Genomic DNA, 21,016 nt, shown 5'->3' on the forward strand with positions numbered 1-21,016 from the left:
GTTGCGGGTAAAACCACCGTCGGCATGGCAGGTACCGCAACACGGCAAGGCAGCGACAGTTTCGCCAACAAGACATTCCCGCCGGAACGGCAAGCCCGGAACAGGCAAGACACTTTAAATATCATCAGGATTTTCCATGCTAGACATTCAATTGCTCCGTAACGATCTGGACGCTGTTGCTGCCCGCCTGGCCGGCCGTGGTTATACGCTGGACACTGCGGCTTTCGCTGAAATGGAAGCCGACCGCAAGGCACTGCAAACCCGCATGCAGGAACTGCAATCGCACCGCAATGCCACCTCTAAGCAAATTGGCGAAGCCAAGCGCAAGGGTGAGGATGTTTCCGCCATCATGGCTGAAGTGGCCAACCTGGGCGATGAACTGAAAGCAGCCGAAGCCGCCTTCGAAGCCGTGCAAGCCAAGCTGGATGCCCTGCTGATGAGTATTCCCAACCTGCCGAACGAATCCGTTCCGGTGGGCAAGGACGAGAACGACAATGTGGAAGTGCGCCGTGTTGGCGTGCCGCGCCAGTTCGACTTTGAAGTAAAAGACCATGTCGACATCGGTACCCCGCTGGGCCTGGACTTCGACACCGGCGCCAAGCTGTCCGGTGCCCGCTTCACCGTGCTGAAGGGCGATATTGCCCGCCTGCACCGTGCGCTGGCGCAGTTCATGCTCAACACCCATACCGGCGAGCATGGCTATACCGAGCACTACACCCCGTACATCGTCAACGACAGCGCCCTGCTTGGCACCGGCCAGCTGCCGAAATTTGCCGAAGACATGTTCAAGGTGACCAAGGGCGGTGAAGAAGGCACGGTGGACCAGTACCTGATTTCCACCTCGGAAATCACCCTGACCAATACCGTGAGCAACAGCATCCTGAAAATGGAAGAGCTGCCACTGAAACTGACTGCCCATTCGCCTTGCTTCCGCTCCGAAGCCGGCAGCTATGGCCGTGATACCCGTGGCATGATCCGCCAGCACCAGTTCGACAAGGTGGAAATGGTGCGCATCGAGCATCCGGACCACTCCTATGCCGCACTGGAAGAAATGGTTGGCCATGCCGAGAACATCCTGAAGGCACTGGAACTGCCCTACCGCGTGATTACCCTGTGCACTGGCGACATGGGCTTTGGTGCGGCCAAAACCTACGATATCGAGGTATGGCTGCCGGCACAGAACACCTATCGCGAGATCTCCAGCTGCTCCAACTGTGAAGCCTTCCAGTCGCGCCGCATGCTGGCCCGCTTCAAGGACGAAAACGGCAAGAACCAGCTGGTGCACACCCTGAACGGTTCCGGCCTGGCGGTTGGCCGCACCCTGGTGGCGGTGCTGGAAAACTACCAGAACGCCGATGGCAGCGTGACCATTCCGGCCGTGCTGCGCCCCTACTTTGGCGGCAAGGAGCAGATCGGCGGCTGATGCCCTGTGCACACCGCAATGAAAAAGCCGGGGCTAGCCCCGGCTTTTTCATGCCTGCCCGAGCACAGCGGCAAGCTTAGTCCTCATCGGCCCAGCTTGGTGCACGCTTGCCCAGAAAGGCTGATACGCCCTCCAGCTGCTCGGCCTCACCAATCAGGGACAACAGGGCTGCACGTTCTTGTTGCAGGTGCTCCTCCAGCGTTGTGCCAACACTGGATTCAATCAGCTGGCGCGCACGCGCTACCGCCTGCGGGGCCTGATTAGCCACCTTGCCGGCCAGGCTTACCGCCATGATCTTGGCAAAACCCGGATCGACAATTTCCTCCACCAGGCCGATTTCATAGGCTTTTTCTGCATTCAGGATTTCACCTCCCAGCAGGATGCGCTTGGCCCAGGACACCCCCACCTTGTCGGCAAGCGTCTTGCTGCCACCACCTGCCGGCAGCAAACCCACCCTGGTCTCAGGCAAACCCAGCCTGGCACCGCGCTCCACCACCATGTAGTCACACATCAGCGCGCATTCCAGCCCGCCACCCAATGCATAACCGTTGATGGCCGCTACGGTAACGCCGGAATAATTGCGCAGCGCAGCAAAAGCCGTAGCAAAGGCATCCAGCAAATCTGCCACTTCCTGCTTGCTGCCATTGCTGAACAGGTTCAAATCCGCGCCGGCACAGAAGAAGGCGTCGCCCGCTCCGGTAATCACGACGGCACGTACTGCGCTATCAGCTTGCAGATCGTTCATCAGCGCTGCCAGTTCGCGCAGGCTGGCGATGGTCCACACATTGGCGGGAGGATTATTGATGGTGATGATTGCAGACTGGCCCAGATGTTCGAGCGTCAAATACTTGGCCATGTAGTTTCCTCAGTTTCTCTGTTGGGTCGTTACACATTGCAGCTCCTGCCAGCTTGGCCTTGTTATTCAGGCCATCCCCGATCACTGACAGGAAAGAATGAGCATTCTCAGGGCAGAGCCCGCCTTTTTCCAGCGCGGATTTCCTTTCCCCCCTACTTTTTTTCTAGCTGTCCACACACAGTAATGCCAAACAGAATTTAGAAATATTTTACAATTACAATGTCACATTTTGCTTAAAAATCAGGCAAGCCGGCATATTATGCCCTCTGGTAGAATAGGGATTTAAGCAACAGGTTGTCGCATGTTAGAAACAGGTTTCTGGGTGATCTTTCTTGCTGGCCTGCTTGGCGGCGGCCATTGCATGGGCATGTGCGGCGGGATTGTGACCGCACTGACGCTGAATCTGCCTGCCGGTCAGCAACGCTGGCAGATCATGCTGTCCTACAACACCGGACGTATTCTCAGCTATGTGATGGCCGGGGTCTTGCTGGGTGGCCTGGCCGAAGCCGGCCTTACTTTGCTTAGCGCAAGACCGGCACAACTGGCTCTGCTGGTAGTAGCCAATCTGATGCTGATTGCCATGGGCCTGTACCTGGCCGGATTCTCCACTGCCATCATCTCCCTGGAAAAACTGGGGCGACCTGTGTGGGCAAGGCTGCAACCTCTGCTGTCGCGGCTGCTGCCCATCCGCCGTCCGCGGACAGCACTACTGGCAGGCATGCTATGGGGCTGGCTGCCCTGCGGACTGGTATACAGTGCCACGCTGTCGGCCCTGGCCAGCGGCAAGGCACTGCAAGGCGGCCTGCTGATGCTGGCCTTCGGCTTGGGCACGCTGCCCAATTTGTTGCTGATGGGGGTGTTTGCCGACACGCTGCGCCAGTTTATCCAGCAAAAGCCGGTACGGCTGCTGGCGGGCCTGCTGGTTGCCGGCATGGGGCTGGCCCGGCTGCTGTTGCTGGCATCCAGCCACTAAAAAAGCCGCCCCGGCAGGAGCAGGCGGCTTTCAGACTCTGGCTGTGCCAACAAAGGTCTTCAGCGCAGCGACTGCAAAACGGTTTCCACATTGTAATGGAATAGCTTCAGGTAGCTGGCGGCTGGGCCATTGGGCTTGGACAGGGCATCGGCATACAGTTCGCCGCCAATCTTTACCTTGGCTTCGCGGGTAAGCTGTTCCATCAGGCGCTTGTCGGTCATGTTTTCCATGAACACCGCGCTCACCTTTTCCTGCCGTACCTGCTTCACCAACTGCGCCACCCCCTTGGCCGAGGCTTCTGCCTCGGTGCTTACGCCCTGGATGGCCAGCATCCTGATGCCATAACGCTCGCCAAAATAACCGAAGGCATCGTGCGAGGTCAGCATCTTGCGTTTGGCTACTGGAATGGCAGCAAACTGCTTGGCGGCCCAGTCATCTTCCTGCTTGAGCCGGGCGGAAAAATCGGCAGCACGGCGATTGTACTCATCCTTGCCTTGCGGGTCGGCCTTGATCAGTCCGGCGGTGATATTGCGGATATACACCTGCACCCGTTGCGGATCATGCCAGGCATGCGGGTCCACCACATCGTGACCATGACCCTCACCTTCCTCTGCCGGCGCCATGCGCGTCTTGATGCCCTTACCCGCCTCCACCATCACCCCCTTGTAGCCGGAGGCCTTGGTCAGACGGCCCATCCAGCCTTCCAGACCCAGACCGTTGGTGACAAACAGGCGAGAAGCCGACAGGCGCTTCACATCAGCCGGGGCCGGCTGAAACACATGGGCATCCTGATCAGGACCGACCAGCGACACCACGTCCACCCGGTCGCCACCGATTTCACGGGTCATGTCACCCACAATGCTGAAACTGGCCACCACCGGCAATTTGGCTGCCATGGCCGTGATCGGCAAACTCAGCAACAGCAGGCTCAACAGACGCTTTTTCATGCCTTCTCCTCAGGATTCAAAATGCCGCGCACGGATATAGCGCGGCAAGGCACCGCCCGCCGGAGCGAACAGCAGCGAAAACAGGTAGAACAGGCCGGCCACCAGGATGATGGCGGGGCCGGAGGGCAGCTCAAAGTGATAGGACAGCAAGAGGCCAGCCAGCCCGCTGCCAAAGGCCACACTCACCGCCATCACCAGCATGCCTTCCACGGTTTCCGACCACAGGCGGGCGGTAATGGCCGGCAGCATCATCAGGCCCACGGCCATCAGCGTACCCAGCGCCTGAAAGCCGGACACCAGGTTCAGCACCACCAGCATCAGGAAAGCCATATGCCACAGCCCACCACGGGCACCAACCGAACGCAGGAACACCGGGTCCAGGCTTTCCAGCAACATCGGGCGATAGATGAAGGCCAGGGTAATCAGCGTGACCGACGCCACACCGCCCACCAGATACAGCGCAGCATCGTCCACCGCCAGTACCGAGCCAAACAGGATGTGCATCAGGTCGACATTGCTGCCGCTCTTGGACACCAGCAGCACGCCAATGGCCAGCGACAACAAATAAAAGGCCGCAAAGCTGGCGTCTTCCTTGATGCCTGAAAAACGCGTGGCCAGACCCGCCAGCACCGCCACCAGCACCCCGGCGACAAAACCGCCCAGGCTCATCGCCGGCAAGCTGAGGCCGGCCAGCATGAAGCCCACCGCCGCACCGGGCAGCACGGCGTGGCTCATGGCATCACCCATCAGGCTCATGCGGCGCATGACCAGAAACAGGCCGATGGGGCCGCTGCCCAGCGACAGCGCCAAGCAACCGGCCAGCGCCCGGCGCATGAAGGCAAAGTCCACAAAGGGAGCGATCAGTAAATCGTATAGGTGTTGCATCAGGCATTGATCCCGTCAACCTGACACACCGCGGCGCGGTCCTGCCAGTGGGCGGCGGTTTCCACCGCCCGTTTCAGATTGGCATCCGTCAGCACCTGCTCGGTGCGTCCCCAGGCCACCACCTCCCGCGCCAACAGCAGGGTATGCGGGAAATAGGCGCGCACCTGCTCGTAATCGTGCAGCACGGCGATGATGGTGCGGCCCTCTTCCTTCCAGCGCCGTACCAGTTCCAGCAGGTCGAAGGTGGTTTTGGCATCCATGGCGGTAAACGGCTCGTCCAGCAGGATCAGCCGGGCATCCTGCAACAGGATGCGAGCAAACAGCACCCGCTGGAATTGACCGCTGGACAAGGCCGAAATGGAACGCGGGGCAAAGTCGGCCAGGCCCACCTGCTCCAGTGCATCCATTGCCTGGCCAAGGCCGGCGCGGCCGACCATGCCAAACGGACCAGTGCGATGCCACAGACCGGTGGCAACCAGATCCAGCACGCTGACCGGCAGCGAGCGGTCGATCTCGGATTGCTGTGGCAAGTAGGCAATGTCCTGGCGGGCAAAGCCGTCCAGCCGAGCCTGACCGGAATCGGGCTTGAGCGCGCCTATCATGGCCTTGAGCAAGGTGCTCTTGCCCGCACCATTGGGGCCGAAGATGGCGGTGGCGTCCCCACTGGCAAAGCTGCCGCTGACGTGATGCACCGCCGGATGACGCTGATAGGACACGGTGAGGTTATCCAGTTCGACCTTCATGCCACCTCCTGCAATGCCCACAGCACCACGCCCCACAGCAAAGCCAGCAGCAGCAGGGCCAGCACCAGCCGCTGCCAGGCAGACATCGCCAGCAGGCTGACCGGTGGGCGCAGATTGGCCGCAGTCAGATGCTGATGCGGCGCGGCCGCGTGATCATGGCCATGTGAATGCGCATGCTGATCACCAGACGAAGAATGTTGATGTTTCATGTATTTGCTTACTCAAAGCAGGCTTGCAGGGCAGCCTCTATCGCGGCGTTATCCAGTGCCGGGGCAATCAGCTCGAAACGGCTGTCACGCCGCCAGGACACCTGGCTGGCACCCCACTGGCCTTCGGCCCAGTTCAGCCATACCCAGCTATCCAGCACCTTGAACACGCCCTTGGCGCGTACCAGTCCGGGCAGCAGCTTGGGCAGATCGTCAAAAAAGTCGGTGAGTTTTTCGCCGCTGAAGGACTGCTCCGGCGGGAAGGTCCAGCCGGCGGAATCCCAGCCATTGCCGCTCTCCGCCGGAATGGCCGGACGGTAGCGTGGCTTGATGGTGACGGCGGCATCCAGCCACTGCACATTCACCAGGCCGTCACGCACCTCGGCGATGACTGACTTGGGCGGAAACAGCTTGCCGGCCTGCACGCGGAAGGCGTCCATGGTTTCCACATCGGCCATATCGGTCTTGTTGGCCACCAGTACATCGGCAATGGCCACCTGATCACGGTACAGCGGTTGGCGCAGATAATCCGGGCTGACGAACTGGCGCGGGTCCACCAGGGTCAGCACGGCACCCACTTCCAGTGCGTCGCCCAAGGGCTTGGCACGCAGCTCGTCAATCACCCCGGCAGCATGGGCCAGGCCACTGGCCTCGATCAGCAGACGGTCCGGGCGCTCGCGCCGCAGCAGGGTGGCCACGGTGGCGGTCATCTGCGGGCCGGCCACGCAGCACAGGCAGCCACCGGCGATTTCCGCTACCGGCAGGTCGTCGTTCATCAACGCGGCACCGTCGATGCCCACTTCGCCGAACTCATTGACAATGACTGCCCATTTTTCACTGGCCGGGCGGGTGGCAATCAGATGGCGCAATGCCGTGGTCTTGCCCACGCCCAAAAAGCCGGTAAACAGATTGACGATGGTTTTTTTCATACGCGACATGCCTTGCAAAGTCCGGTCAGCATCAGGTTCTGGCTACTCAGGGAGAAGTCGGCGGCCGCAGCCACATCACGCAGGCCGGCCAGTGCCGCCATCACGTCGACTTCCTGCACCTTGCCGCAGGTTTCACACACCAGAATCATGCTTTCGTGCTGACACTCGAAATGGTCACAAACAATAAAGCCGTTCAGTGCATCAACCCGATGCAGCAAACCCTGCTCTACCAAAAAATCCAGCGCGCGATACACCGTAGGCGGTGCCGCGATGCCGCGCTCTTTTTGCAGATCGGCCAACACCTGGTAAGCCTTGACCACACCCTGGTGGCGCAGCACCAGCTCCAGCACCTGCTTGCGCAGGGCCGTCAGCTTGCAGCCGCGCCGCTCGCAGTGCGCCTCGGCCGCCTGCAAATAATGATTGCTGTCCATAGACTGCTCCTGTCAGATGAAGTGAATGTTACTGTATAACATCACACTAACACAACCATTAACACTCAATGGGTATTGGCTGTCATCCATCCGTGCTAGCCTGCGTTATCCCCTGTAAGCAGACTGCAACCATCTGAAGGAGACTTCATGAAAACCACCCTCATGCTCAGCCTTTGCGCCCTGCTGGCCAGCCCGGCCTTTGCCGCCGACGATCCGGTCACGGCACGCCAGGCGATTTTCAAGCAGTTCAAGAAAGACGCCGCCGCCATGGGCAAGCTGGTGAAAGCCGATAACTTCAGCAAGGACGAATTCAGCAAGCTGGCCATGCATCTGGACGCCATTGCCCAGCAGCCGTGGCAGCACTTCCCGGCCGGCACCGCCAGCGGCAAGACCAGCCACGAAACCGATGCCAAAGCGGAAATCTGGAGCAAATCCGCCGACTGGAACAAGGCCGTCGATAACTTCAAGACAGAAACCGGCAAGCTGAAGCAAGTGGCAGCCAACGGCGATACAGCCAGCATCAAGAACCAGTTTGGCGCGGTGCAGAAATCCTGTAAAAGCTGTCACGACGCCTTCCGCAAAGACTGATAGAATTTTTGATTACCCTGAAGAAGCTCATGATTTTTGCTGAACTTCTTCCGGGAAACCTCCTCACACCCCACAGCCAACACACCGTAGCCGCTTATGAAACAGACCATCACCGCCCTGCTGCTTGCAGCACTGGCCATTCCCGCCGCCATGGCCGACTCCCCGGCAGACATCCGTACCCAGAGCTTCAAGAAAATCCTGCGCGCCTTCGAGCCGATGGGCATGGTGGTGCGTGAGCGCGACCCGTACAACAAGGCCAAATTCATTGCCATGGCAGACGGCCTGAAGCAGATTGCCGCCGAACCGTTCAACCATTTCCCTGCGGGCAGCATTGACGGCAAGAGCCGCGCCAAACCGGAAATCTGGAGCCAGCCGGCCAAGTTCCAGGCTGCGCGCGACACCTTCCTCAAGTCGGTGAATGACCTGGACAACACCGCCCACAATGGCGACCTGGCCAGCATCAAGAAGAGCTACGGCGTGGTGGCACAAAGCTGCAAGGCCTGTCATGACAGCTTCCGCGGCCCGGAAAAATGATCTGCACACGGCAGAAAACAGAAAAGCCCTGGTAACTCAGGGCTTTTCTGTTTATTGACAAACCACTCTCGCGTTCTGAAAAGAAAACGAGACTCCCTTGCAGGGCAAGGGCGGGGGATTGGGAATGGATGAGAAGGCTGCGGAATCTATCACTTAGTCGGAAGGCCCGGCTTTGCCGGGTCCAGTACAATCGCACCAGATTACCTTATCAGCAGCCTGAAAAGCCCTGAATCATCAGGGCTTTTTCATTGTGGCTGCCGGTATTAGGACTACAGACGGGTAAGCAGCAACCAGACACCGCCACAGGACAGCAACAGGGTAAGCAGCGCTACTGGCCAGCCACGGAAGTACAGCGGAGCCGGCTTGCCCTGTAGCGGCTGATAGCCAGTCAGCATCGGCCGCACCAGATTCTGCTTTTTCAGCACGCGGTAAGCGATGATGGCAGCCACATGCATGGCCACCAGCAGCAGGATGATGTTGAAAAACAGCTTGTGAAAGCCGGTAACCGCTTCCGACAGCCCACTGGCAATCAGCTTGGCCAGCGGCCCGTCAAAGGTGTAGCTGTCGACATCACTGGAAAACAGGCCACTGCCCACTTGCACCAGCAACACCAGCAGCAACGCCACCACCATCAGGCCACCCAGCGGATTATGGCCGGGCTGTTCTGCCTGTCCGCCACGCAGATAGCGACGGATGGTAGCCGGGCCTTTGACAAACTGGCGGAAACGCGCGGTTTCACTGCCCACTACGCCCCAGATCAGCCGGAACAGCAGCAAAGCGGCAATCGCCTCGCCACACCATACGTGGTAGTGCAGCCAGTCCCCGCCCTGCTCGCCGGTAAACCACATGCCAGCAAACAACAGCACCAGGCTCCAGTGAAACAGCCGGGTTGGCGCATCCCACACCTTGATCATCTTTTCCATGCTCACACTCACCAGGCAGCACATTCAAAGGCCAGAGTGTAACCAGCGGCAGCAAGACTGCCTACTGCAGTCTGGTTAAAGACTGTGTCCCCCCGCCAAGGACAGGGGTAATCACGGGAGAATGCCGGTTTTGGATTCTGAAAATGCCGTTTTCGGGTAGAATCAGCCCTTTCGCCGCCCCTTCCTTTCCGGCCCGCCCGGATGAGAACGGCAGACGGCCAACGCACTGACAGCCCCATGTGGCACTGTTTTCACGCATTGAGTTGGAGAAAGTAATGACCCAAGCTTCACTGATCGAGGATCTGGAGGCCCGCGGCCTGATCGCGCAAACCACAGACGCCGCCGCCTTGTCCGAACTACTGGCCAAGGAACAGGTTACCCTGTATTGCGGATTCGACCCGACCGCTGACAGCCTGCACATCGGCAGCCTGGTTCCCATCCTGATGCTCAAGCGCTTCCAGCAAGCCGGCCACCGCCCCATTGCCCTGGTTGGCGGTGCCACCGGCATGATCGGCGACCCCAGTTTCAAGGCCACCGAGCGCAAGCTGAACACCCCGGACATCATCGAAGGCTGGGTGGAAAAAATCCGCGCCCAGGTATCACCCTTCCTGTCTTTTGACGGTGATAACGCCGCCATCATGGCCAACAACTACGACTGGTTTGGCGGCATGGGCGCACTGGAATTCCTGCGCGATATCGGCAAGCATTTCTCGGTCAACGCCATGATCAAGAAGGAAGCGGTACAGCAGCGCATCAGCCGGGATGATCAGGGCATTTCCTATACCGAGTTCTCCTACAGCCTGCTGCAGGGTTATGACTTTTCCGAGCTGAACCGTCGCCTGGGCTGCAAGCTGCAGATCGGCGGTTCCGACCAGTGGGGCAATATCACCGCCGGCACCGACCTTACCCGCCGCCTCAACCAGCAGCAGGTTTTTGGCCTGACCATGCCGCTGGTCACCAAATCGGACGGCACCAAGTTCGGCAAAACCGAATCCGGTACCATCTGGCTGGATGCGCGCAAAACCTCGCCCTACGCCTTCTACCAGTTCTGGCTGGGCACCGCCGATGCCGACGTGTACAAGTTCCTGCGCTACTTCAGCTTCCTGTCGGTGGCCGAAATCGCCGCCATCGAAGAGGCTGACAAGGCACGCGAGGGCAAGCCGGAAGCCCAGCGCATCCTGGCCGAACAAGTGACCGAGCTGGTACACGGCAAGGCTGCGCTGGCCGCCGCCCAGCGCATCACCCACAGCCTGTTCAGCAATGATTTGTCCAGCCTGACCGAAGACGACTTCGCCCAGCTGGCGCAGGACGGCCTGCCGCACTTCGTGCTGAACAGCGCCGACGACAGCCTGATCGACGCGGTGGCCAATGGCGGTCTGGCCAAGTCCAAGAGCGAGGCGCGCACCTTTATCCAGAGCGGCGCGGTTAGCATCAATGGCAACAAGGCAGACCGCATCGAGCATCGCTTCAGCGCCGATGACCGCCTGTTTGGCCGCTTCAGCCTGCTCAAGCGCGGCAAGAAAAACTACGCGCTGATCGAATGGCAGACCTAAGCCCGCACTGCCCTTGATCGGGCAGCGCCAAGGCGACCCGCTTGCACACGCACCGGGTCGCTTTTTTCATGCCATCACCGCAAGGCTCGACGCCATGGCGGCCATGCCACTAGAATTTCGCCATCCCGCTTTGTGACAAAGGCTAGCATCATGGAAAGAATCGGTTTTATCGGCCTGGGCCTGATGGGCCTGCCCATGTGCCGCCGGCTGCAGGCTGCCGGCTTCCCGCTCACTGTCTGGAACCGCTCGACTGACAAGCTGGAGCAGGCCCGCGCCGCAGGCATGACAACCGCCACCACACTGCCCGAACTGGCTGCTGCCAGCGACATCCTGCTGTTATGCATTGCCGATGCCGCCGCCGTCACCGCTGTTGTCACGCAGTTGCAGCCTGCCCTGCGCGCTGGCCAACTCCTCATCGATCTTTCCAGCATCGACCCTGACACCACCCGCCGCTGTGCAGAGCAGGTCAGGCAACAGGGTGCCAGCTGGGTGGATGCCCCGGTGTCCGGCGGCGTCAAGGGTGCGGAGCAAGGCACATTGGTGATCATGACCGGTGGCAGCGCGGTGGACATCCAGCGCGCCAGCCTGCCCTTGCAAGCCTTGTCGCAACGCATTACCCGCATGGGCGATGTCGGCAGCGGGCAGGTGACCAAAATCTGCAATCAACTGATTGTGGCCGCCAATGCCATGCTGATTGCCGAAGCGGTGGCACTGGCGGAAAACAATGGCGTGGATGCCAGCCTGCTGGCACCGGCGCTGGCTGGCGGCTTTGCCGATTCGCTGCCGCTGCAAATCCTGGCCCCGCGCATGGCGGCGCGTCAGGCCGAGCCGGTACAGTGGAAAGTGGCTACCTTGCTGAAGGATCTGGACAACGCCGGTCAGCTATCCAGACAAAGCCAGTCCGCCACGCCGCTGGCCGCGCTGGCCAGCCAGCTGCTGCGCCTGCATGCAGCACAAGGCCACGCGATGGCCGACCTTAGCAGCGTCATCAATCTGTATCAGGACCAGGAAACCAAACCATGTTGAAACTTAGCGCCAACCTCAGCATGCTGTTCAGCCATCTGCCGTGGCCGGAGCGCTTTGCCGCCGCCCGCGCCGCCGGTTTTGCCGCAGTGGAAATCCAGTTTCCCTATGAACACACGGTGGAACAGCTGCAGGAATGGCTGAGTCAGCATCAGTTGAAGCTGGTACTGATCAACGCCCCGGCCGGGGACCTGATGCAAGGAGGCACAGGGCTGGCCGGCACTCCCGGCAAGGAGGCGGAATTTGCCAGCGGCCTGCAGCGATGCCTGCATTACGCCACGCAACTGGGCGTGGAGGCGGTAAACATCCTGCCCGGACGCCAGGCCGAAGGCAGCCGCCGCACAGAAGCCCTGGCCACGCTGCATGCCAATTTGCACCTGGCCGCCGGACAACTGGCGCAGCATGGAATCCGCTGCACAGTGGAGGCGATCAACCGCCATGACATGCCAGGTTTTCTGATCAGTACGGTAGATGAGTTGCAGCAACTACCCGATCACCCCAATCTTTTCTGGCAAATCGACCTTTACCATATGGCGCGCATGGAGCAACCGCTGGCGAGCCTGCTGACTGAACATTGGCCGCGCATTGGCCATTTGCAGTTTGCCGACTATCCCGGCCGTGGCGCTCCGGGCAGCGGCTCGCTGGACTTTGCCAGCTTGTTCAGTCAAATCAAGGCCCTGCCCTATGCCTTCTGGAGCGGCGCAGAATACCGTGACAATAACGGCGACATGGGCTGGCTGGCCCCGCTGCATGCCCAGCAGGTTGGTGCTGCACTGCGGGACTGAAACTTGCAGCCGGCTGCAATTTTTGATTTTTTGCCACATCTCCTGACAGGGAATCAATCACTTAGCCGGCCATTTTGCAGAAAATGCTTGCAAAGCGCTATTTTTTACCGTAGAGTGCGAACCCTTCTGATTTCCAATTTCCACCGGCAGATTCAGCAGCAGTAATGCAGCAACTGCCGGCGTGATGCTTCATCGTCCCTGACCGATATTCCAGGCTTCGTCCACGTAGTGTCTCTTTTGACTGGACTGCTGTTCGCCGCTTGCACAGGTTGGTGCCGATGACCGACAGCCTCTGAACGAGGCTGCTAACCGCCACATCTCCTGGCCAAGCGACACCGGCTCTATTCCGGTTTGAAAGGACATTAATGCATTTCTCCGACCTGGGCGTAGCCCCGACCATTCTGCGCGCACTCGAAACTGCTGGTTACGACACCCCTACCGGCGTACAAGCCGAAGCCATTCCTGCTGCCATTGCTGGCCGCGACCTGCTGGTTTCCGCCCAAACCGGTAGCGGCAAGACCGCAGCCTTCCTGCTGCCGGCCCTGACCAAGCTGTCCGAACGTTCCACCGGCAAGGGCCAAGGCCCGCGCGTTCTGGTGCTGTGCCCGACCCGCGAACTGGCTCAACAGGTGGAAAAGAACGCCCTGGAATACGGCAAGGATCTGCGCTGGATGAAAACCGCCTGCCTGGTTGGCGGCGCTTCCTTCGGCTACCAGACCCGCGCCCTGTCCCGCCCGATTGACCTGATCGTGGCCACCCCGGGCCGCCTGATGGACCACATGCGTTCCGGCCGTGTTGACTTCTCCCGCCTGGAAATGCTGGTGCTGGACGAAGCCGACCGCATGCTGGACATGGGCTTCATCGAAGACATCGAAACCATCGTCAAGGCCACTCCGGAAAGCCGCCAGACCGTGCTGTTCTCCGCCACGCTGGATGGCACTGTGGGCCGCATGGCTGAAAAGATCACCCGCGAACCGCAGCGCATCGAAATTGCCCGTACCGAAACTTCGGGCGGCACCATCGAAGAACACCTGCTGTACGCGGACGACCTGAACCACAAGCATCGCCTGCTGGATCACATCCTGAAAGAATCCGGTTTTGACCAGTGCGTGATCTTCTCCGCTACCAAGGCTTACAGCGAAGAACTGGCCGACAAGCTGTCCGACCAAGGCTACTCCGCTGCCTGCCTGCATGGCGACATGCCGCAAAGCTGGCGTAACCGTACCCTGAACGACCTGCGTCGCGGTCGTATCAAAATCCTGGTGGCTACCGATGTAGCTGCACGCGGTATCGACGTACCCACCATCACCCACGTGGTGAACTTCGACCTGCCGAAACAGGCTGAAGACTATGTTCACCGTATCGGTCGTACCGGTCGTGCCGGTCGTGACGGCACTGCCATCACCCTGGCGGAATCGAAAGAATTCCACAAGGTACGCCGCATCGAGCAATACCTGAAGCGTCAGATCACCGAAGGCGTGATCGAAGGCATGGAGCCGACCCGTCGTCCGCCGAAAGGCCCGCGTCGCAATGGCAAGCCGGGTGGCTACGGTGCCCAGGGTCAACGTCGTGGTGGTAGCGGCAATGGTAACGGTAACGGCTATGGCCGCGATCGTCGCGAAGGCGGCTATGGTCGTGGCACTGGCGGCAGCGGTAGCGGCAGCTACGACCGTCGTGGCCCCCGCTCTGCCGGCAGCGGCCAAGGCCAGCGCAGCACTCAGCGCGCCGACTAAGCACCAGGCTGTTTAGATCAGTCTCATCAAAGCTACCGCTTCTACACCAGGAAGCGGTAGCTTTTTTATGTCAGCCGCATTGATATGAAGCGATGACAAGCGCCCAGTCGGCCAGCCGTCAGCAGCAACCAGCATGCTGATTGCACAAGCAAAAGCCTGATTCAGGCAAGCACACTTATTCTTCCTGCCAATTCTTCCTGCCATCCAGCAGCTACCTGCTGCGAATAAATTTCCCCTACGATATCGATGACAATGTCGCCCAGGGGATTCTTACGTTTACTGCGCCATGCCATGGCAGTGGCACCCACATGCAGCCGGTCGCCCAGCGGACGGATCCCCACGCCGGGTGATGCCATCATCTGCAAGGAGTCAGACACCAAAGCCAGCCCTTGCTTACAGCCGACAAAGGCAATTTTCGCAGCCACCGAACGCACCTCATGCAAGATGCACGGCGAAAAACCGCTGTTGCCGCAGGCCAAAATCAGCGCATCACAGAACCAGGGCTAACCTTGCGGCAAACACAAAGTGATGGGCCGCGCCAGCACGGTCCAGACGGATCGCAAAACCGGCACCCAGCCCACCGTCCATCTTATTTCACCCGTGATTGACACCATTTCCAGCCCTTGGCGGCCTTGGCTCGCCTGAATCTTGATACAGGTTAATCCTGTGGACGATAGCGTTAAACGCAATCGCCGGTCGGCTAACAGTAAACAAGTAAACAGCGGTTTCTATAATCCGGCTTCTTTACGCAGTATGGCGAGTAATTGCCGCATACCACGCTCCAGCAAGCTGTAACGCTCTGTTTGTAGTCTTGCCAGCCCGGCAAGCTCTCTTAGTGGAGCATCCTGATGCTCACACTGCTCTAACCGGACACGGAAAATGGCGGACAAGGGCTTTAGCCCATGTTCGTGCTGCTCGGTGGGAATGGGACCTCCATAACTGGAAGCCAGCAGCGGCTGATCCAGTAGTGGCAGATTAAGCCGGTCAATTGCCCCCAGCCGACACCGTACGCTGCGGAATTCTCCCCCATCAGCAACAAAACGGGCGATATAGCCGGGTTTGAGACCAGACAAGGCAGCTTCATCAACAAAGGCCTCGCCTTTGACACCATGAGGACCTACCACATCCAGCAGATGCTCGCCCTCTGCAACAATGGTTTTGGCATGCAGTGCTTCACTGATATCCACGGCACGGCCAGCAAAAGGTGCGCTCAGTGTCAGCCTGGCCTGTTGTTGGCGCAAGGTATTCACTTGTTCCTGCGCAACCTGCCATTGCTTTTGCAATACCGGGCCACGCCGCTGCAACTCGGGATCAAAGGCTTGTTGTGAGACTTGCCAGGCCAGGTCACGCTCGCGGGCATTGGCCAGCGCCAGCTGCGCTTCCAGTGTTGACGATCGCAAGCGAGCCAGCACCTGGCCTGCCCTGACTTGCTGGCCATCGCGCACCAGCGTTTCCGCCACCTCCCCGGAGGCCGGCGCGTACAAGCCTTGTGATTGCAGGGCACCCAGCACGGCCGGGCTGGCCACTTCCTGTTGCCAGGGTAATATCAGGACCAATAGCAGTGACAGCAAGAGTGCTGTACTGCGGCGGACTTGCCTGCACCAGTGCAATTCCTTACGGCGTTGCCACCAGATTTTCAGCTCGCTGACGATGGGACGGGCAATAAACCACCCCAGCTCCACAGCCAGCAACAGCAAGCCAACTGCCTTGAAAAACAGGTGGTAAACCAGGAAGGCAATCGACAGGAACAGTACCAGCCGATAGAGCCAGGTTGCCCAGGCAAACAGGATCAGACCCTGTTGGCGCAATTTGGGAAAGTGTTCTGGTACCGGGTCGTCCAGTCCCAGCAAGGTCTTGCGTAGCTGCCAGCGTGCCAGCGCAAAGGCACGACTGTGCAAATTGGGCAGCCCCAGGTAATCGGCGAGCAGGAAGTAGCCGTCAAAACGCATGAAGGGACTGGCATTAATGGCCAGCGTGGCAAGCCAGGTGGTGGTGGCCAGAAGGAAAACGCCTGCGCGTATCGGGCCATCCGGCAAAAAACTCCATAACAATGTGGCCCAGGCCGCCAGCAGCAGTTCTGCCAGCATGCCGGCTCCACCAATCAACAGGCGCTGGCGCCGCTTGTCGAGTTTCCAGGCGTCATTGGTATCGGTGTACAGCACGGGCATCATCACCAGGAAGGCAACACCCATGGCTGGAACCCGGCAACCAAAGTGGCGTGCCGCCAGTGCATGCCCCATTTCGTGCAGGATTTTGGCCAAGCTGAGTGACAGGCCAATGCCAATTGCTGCGCCAACACCGCCATAACCGGAAAATGTGTGGGTGAATTCGTCCCAACGTCGCGATACCAAGGCCAGCGCCAGCAACAATACACCGCCCATGCCCAACCAGAAGCGGGGGTGAAACAACCATGCGGTCCACGGTAGCAAGCGGTTAAGCAGGGCTTCTGGTCGTACCAGCGGAATCCGGAAAAACAGGTAGTTCTTCAGTAGCCACATGGCATGGCTGGGACGGTTGGCTTGGTGAAGCTGCCACAGCCAGTTGCTTTGCTCGGCCGTCGTTGTTTGCAATAGTTGATGGCGCGACAGGAACAGCAGTACGGCATCAAGGTCTTCGCTACCCAGTTGCAGCGTGGTTTCCTGATTGACCGCCTGCAGTACGTCGGCGGCATTGCCAAGCGACCACCGCGACAGAATTTCAAAACTGGCCCAGCCCAGCTGGTAAAAGCGGTTGGCACTCGGATCGTGCAGCGTCCAGCTGGGTGAGCCATCGGACTGTGTCGGGCCCGGGTACAGGGTAAGTTCCTGGCGCAGTGCCGGCAGGACGGTGGTTTTCATGTTCACCATCCCAGCCATTGTCGTGCTGCGGTCAGTGGCCGGCGCAAAGCGTAATAAATGAGTGGCACCCAATTGCCGTAAACCCGGGCGGTTCCCATCTGGCCGAGTCTTGGCGTGCTGCCATTGACGAAGCGCGCTTGCAAGCGATAGGCCAGCAAGCCGTTTTCCACGGCTTCTGCCTTGTAGGCGACACGGGTGATTTCAGCATCATAAGACTCGGTGGGCGAGGCATTGGGGTAGAGGGTGATCTTGTCTCCGGGTGCCACATTGATGGCTTCGGCTGCGGGTAGCCAGGCGGCCAGCTCTACATGAGCAGGATCGGCCAGGGTCATGACTTTTTCACCAAGGGTTACGGCTTTGCCCTGCCAGTCATTGCGGTCGGAAAATACCACGACCCCTGCACTGGGTGCGGTAACGTGCAGTCTTTGCAGCTCCAGGCCGGTGTACTCTGCGGCGATGCTTTTTTCTTCCAGCCTGGCACGGTCCTGCGCCATGGCCAGCTTGCCCTTGTCGTCGGTCACTGCCAATTGGGCGCTGGCACGAAAGCTTTCCTGCGCGGCATCACGCTCACCAGCGGCCATGGCAAATTGACCGGCCAGCGCAGTAGCGTCCAGGTCGAACAAGGCATCCCCCGCTTTTACCTGCTGATTGGGCTGAACCTGAATCCGGTCGATGACGCCGCTAAGCGGTGCACGCAGCAATACCGGATCTTGTGGTGTGACTTCACCGCGGGCCAGTACGCTAAGCCGTATCGGCATGCAGGCCAGCAGAAGCAGAACAAGCAACACACGCCGTTGCTTGCGCCCGGGGCGCAACCATTGGCCTGCCTGCTCTCTCCAGTTGTGGCGCGGGGCAAAACGCAGCAGCGCATGTCCGTAGCCATGCGCCAACTCTTCCGCCAGCTTGCATTCGTAGTCGTTCCAGGGAATGTCCCGGACCAACAGGCAGGCACCCTGCTCGCCCAGCCGCAACCATAGTGCATGGGCTGGCAGCCAGGACTGCCACTCCTCGGCCAATGCAGGCGGAAGCGCATGGGTATCCACCCGCAGGCTGTCCGGCTTGCTACCGTCGGCCGCTGGCGTGGCTGCCAAATGCCGGAACAACCGGGACAGCCACTGCATATACGGTGCGGTGGGGTCCAGCTCGGCCAGGCCGGACAGTGCCGCAACGTGGCGGAGGGTGCCTTCCCGCCATAATGCTGCCTGCCGGTAAGGCAACAGTTGCTGGCTTTCGTTGACAATGATGAATCCCAACTGCTCTGCGCTGATGGCATCCCGCGCACGGTGCAACAGTTGTAACAGGCCGGCTAACTCCCGGCTTCTATCCGCATGACCCATAAATGTCCTACTTGAAGCTGGCCCAGCCACTCATCCCTGGCAGCAGGCTGGACCCATTGCCCTCGATGACGCCTATTGCAAGAATGGACTGGCTTACCGGGTCGATTTGCGCTCCCAGTCGTTCAATCCGGGCAGGGAAACTGCTGCCCAGCTCGTCCACACTCACGGTAAATTTCTTGCCGGGCTTGAGAGTGGTCAGCCATTTGGAAGGGAGTAGCATGCGCAGCTCCAGGGCACCGGAATCGACGATATCCAGTACCGGGTTGCCCGGGCTGACATACTGGTGTACGGCTGCAATGCGGCGTGCCACCCTGCCACTGAACGGCGCATTGATAACGCATTTGCCCACCAGGGTTTGCATATAGCTGGTGTCGGCAGCGGCTTCCTTGGCTTTTCCCTCTGCCTGGGCAATGTCCAGCGCACCTGCCGAGTTAAGTTTGGCCAACTGGTTGTTGACCTTGAGCAGTTGGGTGGCTGCTTCCAGCGAGGCCTGGGCCTTATGCAGCTGGGCCCGATAACTGCCGCAGTCAAATTGCACCAATGCCTGGCCCTTGCTGAAGCTACCGCCCTCTGGTACGGGCAGGGCCGCAATCTTGGCTGCTATTTCGCCAGACAAGGTAACGGCGTTGCGTGCAATCAACTGCACGCGAATACGACCGTCACTGATATTGCCCGCTGGCGTGACCAGTGGCTTGGATGGTGGCGTTGCCGCCAGAGTGCTTGCCGAAATCAGCAAGCAAGCCAAAGCATGGCTTGCCGCCCGTGTCATTGCTTGCTCCCGGAAACCTGGCTTTGCCAGTGTGTTTCCACCCCTTGGAAAGCGGCGGTCAAGGCAGGCAGTTCATAACTGCTGGTTCTTTCCGGCAATGCATCCAGGCCCAGGCTGGAGGCCATTTGGCCATAGGCGTTTTGCAGGTCACCGTAACTCTGATACAGGCGCAAGGTGGAGAATACCGCGTTGGCATCAGCCAGAATCGCAGGCAAGCGGCCTTGCACTCCACTATCGGTGGCATTGCGGTTTTGCTGATAGATGCGTTGCTCAACATCGTTTAGCTCTTGTTCCTGAGCAAACTGACGGGACTTGCCCTGCAAGTCCAGGTAGGCCACGTGCACCTGGGTGAGTACCGCCATGTTCAGGGCCATGCGCTGAGCCTGGGCTACTTGCAACTGGGCATCGGCTGCCTTGGTGATGGGCCCGGCGCTGAACAGGTTCAACAGGTTCCAGCTGACACGCAAACCGGCATCACTCCAGGAATTGTGGACCAGGAATTTGTTGCTGTCGTAGTGCTGACCAACGCTGAATTCCAGACCCGGCAGCAGCTTGGCAATAGCCTTGCGGGTTTCGATGACATTGATACGCTCGTTGTAGCGTGCTTCATTCAGCTCGGGGCGGCCAAGCAGCGCCATTTCTTCCATCTGCTCAAGCTTGATGCCCAATTCCGGACTGGGCAGGTCTTTGGGAACGGCCACTTTGAAATCGGTACCCGGCGGGACATTCATGATGGAGGCCAGTCTTGGCTTGGCCTGGGCCAGCGCGTTGCGAACCATGCCCATCTGGCGAATGACATCCAGCAGCTGGCGACGGTAGTTCAGCATTTCCAGTGGAGCGCGTAATTTGAGTTTCTCCACCTGGCGTGCATCTTCAAGGGCACGGTTGGTTTCGGCCAGCAATGTATCAATGCGATCTTCCAGCTGCTGCGCACCTACCGCTTGCCACCATGCTTCACGGACTTGCTGTATCAACTGCTGTGCAACTTTGCGCTTGCGCTGTTGCAGGATCAGCACGCGATCAGACTGTTGCTGCGCGGTGTAATAGCTGACGCCAAAGTCCAGCACATTCCAGCTAAGACTGAGATCTGCCGTACTGCTACGCTTTTCGGAGGAAATAGACGGCACCAGGGATTGTTCGCCGGTGACAACATTTTGCGATGAGGACGCATTATCCTTGTTGCGGGCAGTGTAGCCAGCAGCCACAGCCAGCTTGGGCAGCATGTCCAGGCTGGACAAATCCAGCTGGCGCTGCGCCATGGCCTCTTCCATCAACTTGACCCGGTAGTCCAGGTTGTACTTCAGTGCACGCGCCATGGCTTCTTGCAAGCTGACAGGCCCGCTCAGCGGCTCTTGATGGCCAAACATGTTCTGGCGGTCTGCCTGCAGTGTGGCTTGTCTGTCACCCAGGCTCATTGGTGCCGGGCTGACGGCGCAACCTGTCAAGGCCAGCATGGTAAGCGTTGCCAGAACCGGAAAAGCCCGGGATGCATGCCGTTTGGTCGGTCGAGTCATAGTGTCCCCCTAAAACTGCTGCTTGAA

Annotated in this window: 21 protein-coding genes; 8 read left to right on the forward strand and 13 right to left on the reverse strand. The window is 59.6% G+C overall.

Going from position 1 to position 21,016, the window contains the following annotated elements; genetic code table 11:
* The first annotated feature begins 136 nt into the window (after positions 1-136).
* Positions 137-1,423, forward strand: coding sequence for a serine--tRNA ligase (gene serS / locus GSR16_RS12380; RefSeq protein WP_159877806.1), 1,287 nt, complete (start codon positions 137-139; stop codon positions 1,421-1,423).
* A gap of 76 nt (positions 1,424-1,499) precedes the next feature.
* On the opposite strand, the gene GSR16_RS12385 is transcribed toward serS, so the two are convergent.
* Positions 1,500-2,279 carry an enoyl-CoA hydratase gene (locus GSR16_RS12385; protein ID WP_159877808.1) on the reverse strand — a complete coding sequence of 260 codons (780 nt, stop codon included), beginning with the start codon at positions 2,277-2,279 and terminating at the stop codon, positions 1,500-1,502.
* A gap of 301 nt (positions 2,280-2,580) precedes the next feature.
* Between GSR16_RS12385 and GSR16_RS12390 the strand changes: the two genes are divergently transcribed.
* Positions 2,581-3,252 (forward strand): sulfite exporter TauE/SafE family protein, encoded by a 672-nt coding sequence (locus GSR16_RS12390; protein WP_159877810.1) that lies wholly within the window; start codon positions 2,581-2,583, stop codon positions 3,250-3,252.
* A gap of 59 nt (positions 3,253-3,311) precedes the next feature.
* Here the strand turns inward: GSR16_RS12390 and GSR16_RS12395 are convergent, their stop codons facing one another.
* Genes GSR16_RS12395 through GSR16_RS12420 form a run of 6 tightly spaced genes read right to left on the reverse strand, consistent with a single transcriptional unit; the run spans position 3,312 to position 7,393 of the window.
* Complete coding sequence (locus GSR16_RS12395) at positions 3,312-4,199, reverse strand: metal ABC transporter substrate-binding protein (protein ID WP_159877812.1); 888 nt, start codon at positions 4,197-4,199, stop codon at positions 3,312-3,314.
* 9 nt (positions 4,200-4,208) lie between these two features.
* Positions 4,209-5,084, reverse strand: a complete 876-nt coding sequence (locus GSR16_RS12400) for a metal ABC transporter permease (protein ID WP_159877814.1) — start codon at positions 5,082-5,084, stop codon at positions 4,209-4,211.
* Entirely contained in the window at positions 5,084-5,827 is a 744-nt protein-coding gene (locus tag GSR16_RS12405; protein ID WP_159877816.1) for a metal ABC transporter ATP-binding protein, read from the reverse strand. The genes GSR16_RS12400 and GSR16_RS12405 overlap by 1 nt, the downstream gene beginning before the upstream one ends.
* Positions 5,824-6,036 carry a hypothetical protein gene (locus GSR16_RS12410; protein ID WP_159877818.1) on the reverse strand — a complete coding sequence of 71 codons (213 nt, stop codon included), beginning with the start codon at positions 6,034-6,036 and terminating at the stop codon, positions 5,824-5,826. The genes GSR16_RS12405 and GSR16_RS12410 overlap by 4 nt, the downstream gene beginning before the upstream one ends.
* A gap of 8 nt (positions 6,037-6,044) precedes the next feature.
* Positions 6,045-6,971: a CobW family GTP-binding protein gene (locus tag GSR16_RS12415; protein ID WP_167522559.1), complete on the reverse strand. Its 927-nt coding sequence runs from the start codon at positions 6,969-6,971 to the stop codon at positions 6,045-6,047.
* Positions 6,959-7,393 (reverse strand): Fur family transcriptional regulator, encoded by a 435-nt coding sequence (locus GSR16_RS12420; RefSeq protein ID WP_159877820.1) that lies wholly within the window; start codon positions 7,391-7,393, stop codon positions 6,959-6,961. Before GSR16_RS12420 ends, GSR16_RS12415 begins: the two co-directional genes overlap by 13 nt.
* 147 nt (positions 7,394-7,540) lie before the next feature.
* Here GSR16_RS12420 and GSR16_RS12425 point away from each other — a divergent pair, with 147 nt between their 5' ends.
* Together GSR16_RS12425 and GSR16_RS12430 are read left to right on the forward strand one after the other, a co-directional pair.
* Positions 7,541-7,981: a c-type cytochrome gene (locus tag GSR16_RS12425; protein WP_159877822.1), complete on the forward strand. Its 441-nt coding sequence runs from the start codon at positions 7,541-7,543 to the stop codon at positions 7,979-7,981.
* Between the two features lie 96 nt (positions 7,982-8,077).
* Positions 8,078-8,515, forward strand: a complete 438-nt coding sequence (locus GSR16_RS12430) for a c-type cytochrome (RefSeq protein WP_159877824.1) — start codon at positions 8,078-8,080, stop codon at positions 8,513-8,515.
* A gap of 269 nt (positions 8,516-8,784) precedes the next feature.
* Here GSR16_RS12430 and GSR16_RS12435 read toward each other — a convergent pair whose 3' ends face one another.
* Positions 8,785-9,438 (reverse strand): cytochrome b/b6 domain-containing protein, encoded by a 654-nt coding sequence (locus GSR16_RS12435; protein ID WP_159877826.1) that lies wholly within the window; start codon positions 9,436-9,438, stop codon positions 8,785-8,787.
* A gap of 275 nt (positions 9,439-9,713) precedes the next feature.
* On the opposite strand from GSR16_RS12435, the gene tyrS reads away from it, so the two are divergent.
* The 4 genes from tyrS (at position 9,714) to GSR16_RS12455 (ending at position 14,532) form a co-directional block, all read left to right on the forward strand.
* On the forward strand, positions 9,714-10,991 hold the full coding sequence (gene tyrS / locus GSR16_RS12440) for a tyrosine--tRNA ligase (protein WP_159877828.1): 1,278 nt from the start codon (positions 9,714-9,716) through the stop codon (positions 10,989-10,991).
* Positions 10,992-11,105: 114 nt separating this feature from the next.
* Complete coding sequence (locus tag GSR16_RS12445; protein ID WP_276608577.1) at positions 11,106-12,017, forward strand: NAD(P)-dependent oxidoreductase; 912 nt, start codon at positions 11,106-11,108, stop codon at positions 12,015-12,017.
* Positions 12,011-12,799 (forward strand): hydroxypyruvate isomerase family protein, encoded by a 789-nt coding sequence (locus GSR16_RS12450; protein ID WP_205677427.1) that lies wholly within the window; start codon positions 12,011-12,013, stop codon positions 12,797-12,799. Before GSR16_RS12445 ends, GSR16_RS12450 begins: the two co-directional genes overlap by 7 nt.
* A gap of 365 nt (positions 12,800-13,164) precedes the next feature.
* Entirely contained in the window at positions 13,165-14,532 is a 1,368-nt protein-coding gene (locus GSR16_RS12455) for a DEAD/DEAH box helicase (protein ID WP_159877830.1), read from the forward strand.
* 161 nt (positions 14,533-14,693) lie between these two features.
* On the opposite strand, the gene GSR16_RS12460 is transcribed toward GSR16_RS12455, so the two are convergent.
* The 5 genes from GSR16_RS12460 to GSR16_RS12480 all read right to left on the reverse strand — a co-directional run bounded on the left by GSR16_RS12460 (position 14,694) and on the right by GSR16_RS12480 (position 20,929).
* Positions 14,694-14,966 (reverse strand): type 2 periplasmic-binding domain-containing protein, encoded by a 273-nt coding sequence (locus GSR16_RS12460; protein WP_338024043.1) that lies wholly within the window; start codon positions 14,964-14,966, stop codon positions 14,694-14,696.
* Between the two features lie 294 nt (positions 14,967-15,260).
* Positions 15,261-17,369 carry an efflux RND transporter periplasmic adaptor subunit gene (locus GSR16_RS12465; protein WP_240902477.1) on the reverse strand — a complete coding sequence of 703 codons (2,109 nt, stop codon included), beginning with the start codon at positions 17,367-17,369 and terminating at the stop codon, positions 15,261-15,263.
* A gap of 2 nt (positions 17,370-17,371) precedes the next feature.
* Complete coding sequence (locus tag GSR16_RS12470; RefSeq protein ID WP_159877834.1) at positions 17,372-18,706, reverse strand: efflux RND transporter periplasmic adaptor subunit; 1,335 nt, start codon at positions 18,704-18,706, stop codon at positions 17,372-17,374.
* A gap of 7 nt (positions 18,707-18,713) precedes the next feature.
* The gene (locus GSR16_RS12475; protein ID WP_159877836.1) at positions 18,714-19,475 is read right to left on the reverse strand and encodes an efflux RND transporter periplasmic adaptor subunit; all 762 of its coding nucleotides are present in this window, start codon (positions 19,473-19,475) and stop codon (positions 18,714-18,716) included.
* Positions 19,472-20,929: a TolC family protein gene (locus GSR16_RS12480; RefSeq protein WP_240902478.1), complete on the reverse strand. Its 1,458-nt coding sequence runs from the start codon at positions 20,927-20,929 to the stop codon at positions 19,472-19,474. Before GSR16_RS12480 ends, GSR16_RS12475 begins: the two co-directional genes overlap by 4 nt.
* Positions 20,930-21,016: the final 87 nt, after the last annotated feature.

The sequence above is a fragment of the Aquitalea denitrificans genome, from assembly GCF_009856625.1.
Taxonomy (GTDB): Bacteria; Pseudomonadota; Gammaproteobacteria; order Burkholderiales; family Chromobacteriaceae; genus Aquitalea; species Aquitalea denitrificans.

Coding starts and splice junctions, on each gene's coding strand:
- serS (WP_159877806.1), top strand. CDS start 137: ATGCTAGACATTCAATTGCTCCGTAACGATCTGGACGCTGTTGCTGCC.
- GSR16_RS12385 (WP_159877808.1), bottom strand. CDS start 2,279: ATGGCCAAGTATTTGACGCTCGAACATCTGGGCCAGTCTGCAATCATC.
- GSR16_RS12390 (WP_159877810.1), top strand. CDS start 2,581: ATGTTAGAAACAGGTTTCTGGGTGATCTTTCTTGCTGGCCTGCTTGGC.
- GSR16_RS12395 (WP_159877812.1), bottom strand. CDS start 4,199: ATGAAAAAGCGTCTGTTGAGCCTGCTGTTGCTGAGTTTGCCGATCACG.
- GSR16_RS12400 (WP_159877814.1), bottom strand. CDS start 5,084: ATGCAACACCTATACGATTTACTGATCGCTCCCTTTGTGGACTTTGCC.
- GSR16_RS12405 (WP_159877816.1), bottom strand. CDS start 5,827: ATGAAGGTCGAACTGGATAACCTCACCGTGTCCTATCAGCGTCATCCG.
- GSR16_RS12410 (WP_159877818.1), bottom strand. CDS start 6,036: ATGAAACATCAACATTCTTCGTCTGGTGATCAGCATGCGCATTCACAT.
- GSR16_RS12415 (WP_167522559.1), bottom strand. CDS start 6,971: ATGTCGCGTATGAAAAAAACCATCGTCAATCTGTTTACCGGCTTTTTG.
- GSR16_RS12420 (WP_159877820.1), bottom strand. CDS start 7,393: ATGGACAGCAATCATTATTTGCAGGCGGCCGAGGCGCACTGCGAGCGG.
- GSR16_RS12425 (WP_159877822.1), top strand. CDS start 7,541: ATGAAAACCACCCTCATGCTCAGCCTTTGCGCCCTGCTGGCCAGCCCG.
- GSR16_RS12430 (WP_159877824.1), top strand. CDS start 8,078: ATGAAACAGACCATCACCGCCCTGCTGCTTGCAGCACTGGCCATTCCC.
- GSR16_RS12435 (WP_159877826.1), bottom strand. CDS start 9,438: ATGGAAAAGATGATCAAGGTGTGGGATGCGCCAACCCGGCTGTTTCAC.
- tyrS (WP_159877828.1), top strand. CDS start 9,714: ATGACCCAAGCTTCACTGATCGAGGATCTGGAGGCCCGCGGCCTGATC.
- GSR16_RS12450 (WP_205677427.1), top strand. CDS start 12,011: ATGTTGAAACTTAGCGCCAACCTCAGCATGCTGTTCAGCCATCTGCCG.
- GSR16_RS12455 (WP_159877830.1), top strand. CDS start 13,165: ATGCATTTCTCCGACCTGGGCGTAGCCCCGACCATTCTGCGCGCACTC.
- GSR16_RS12465 (WP_240902477.1), bottom strand. CDS start 17,369: ATGAAAACCACCGTCCTGCCGGCACTGCGCCAGGAACTTACCCTGTAC.
- GSR16_RS12470 (WP_159877834.1), bottom strand. CDS start 18,706: ATGGGTCATGCGGATAGAAGCCGGGAGTTAGCCGGCCTGTTACAACTG.
- GSR16_RS12475 (WP_159877836.1), bottom strand. CDS start 19,475: ATGACACGGGCGGCAAGCCATGCTTTGGCTTGCTTGCTGATTTCGGCA.
- GSR16_RS12480 (WP_240902478.1), bottom strand. CDS start 20,929: ATGCTGGCCTTGACAGGTTGCGCCGTCAGCCCGGCACCAATGAGCCTG.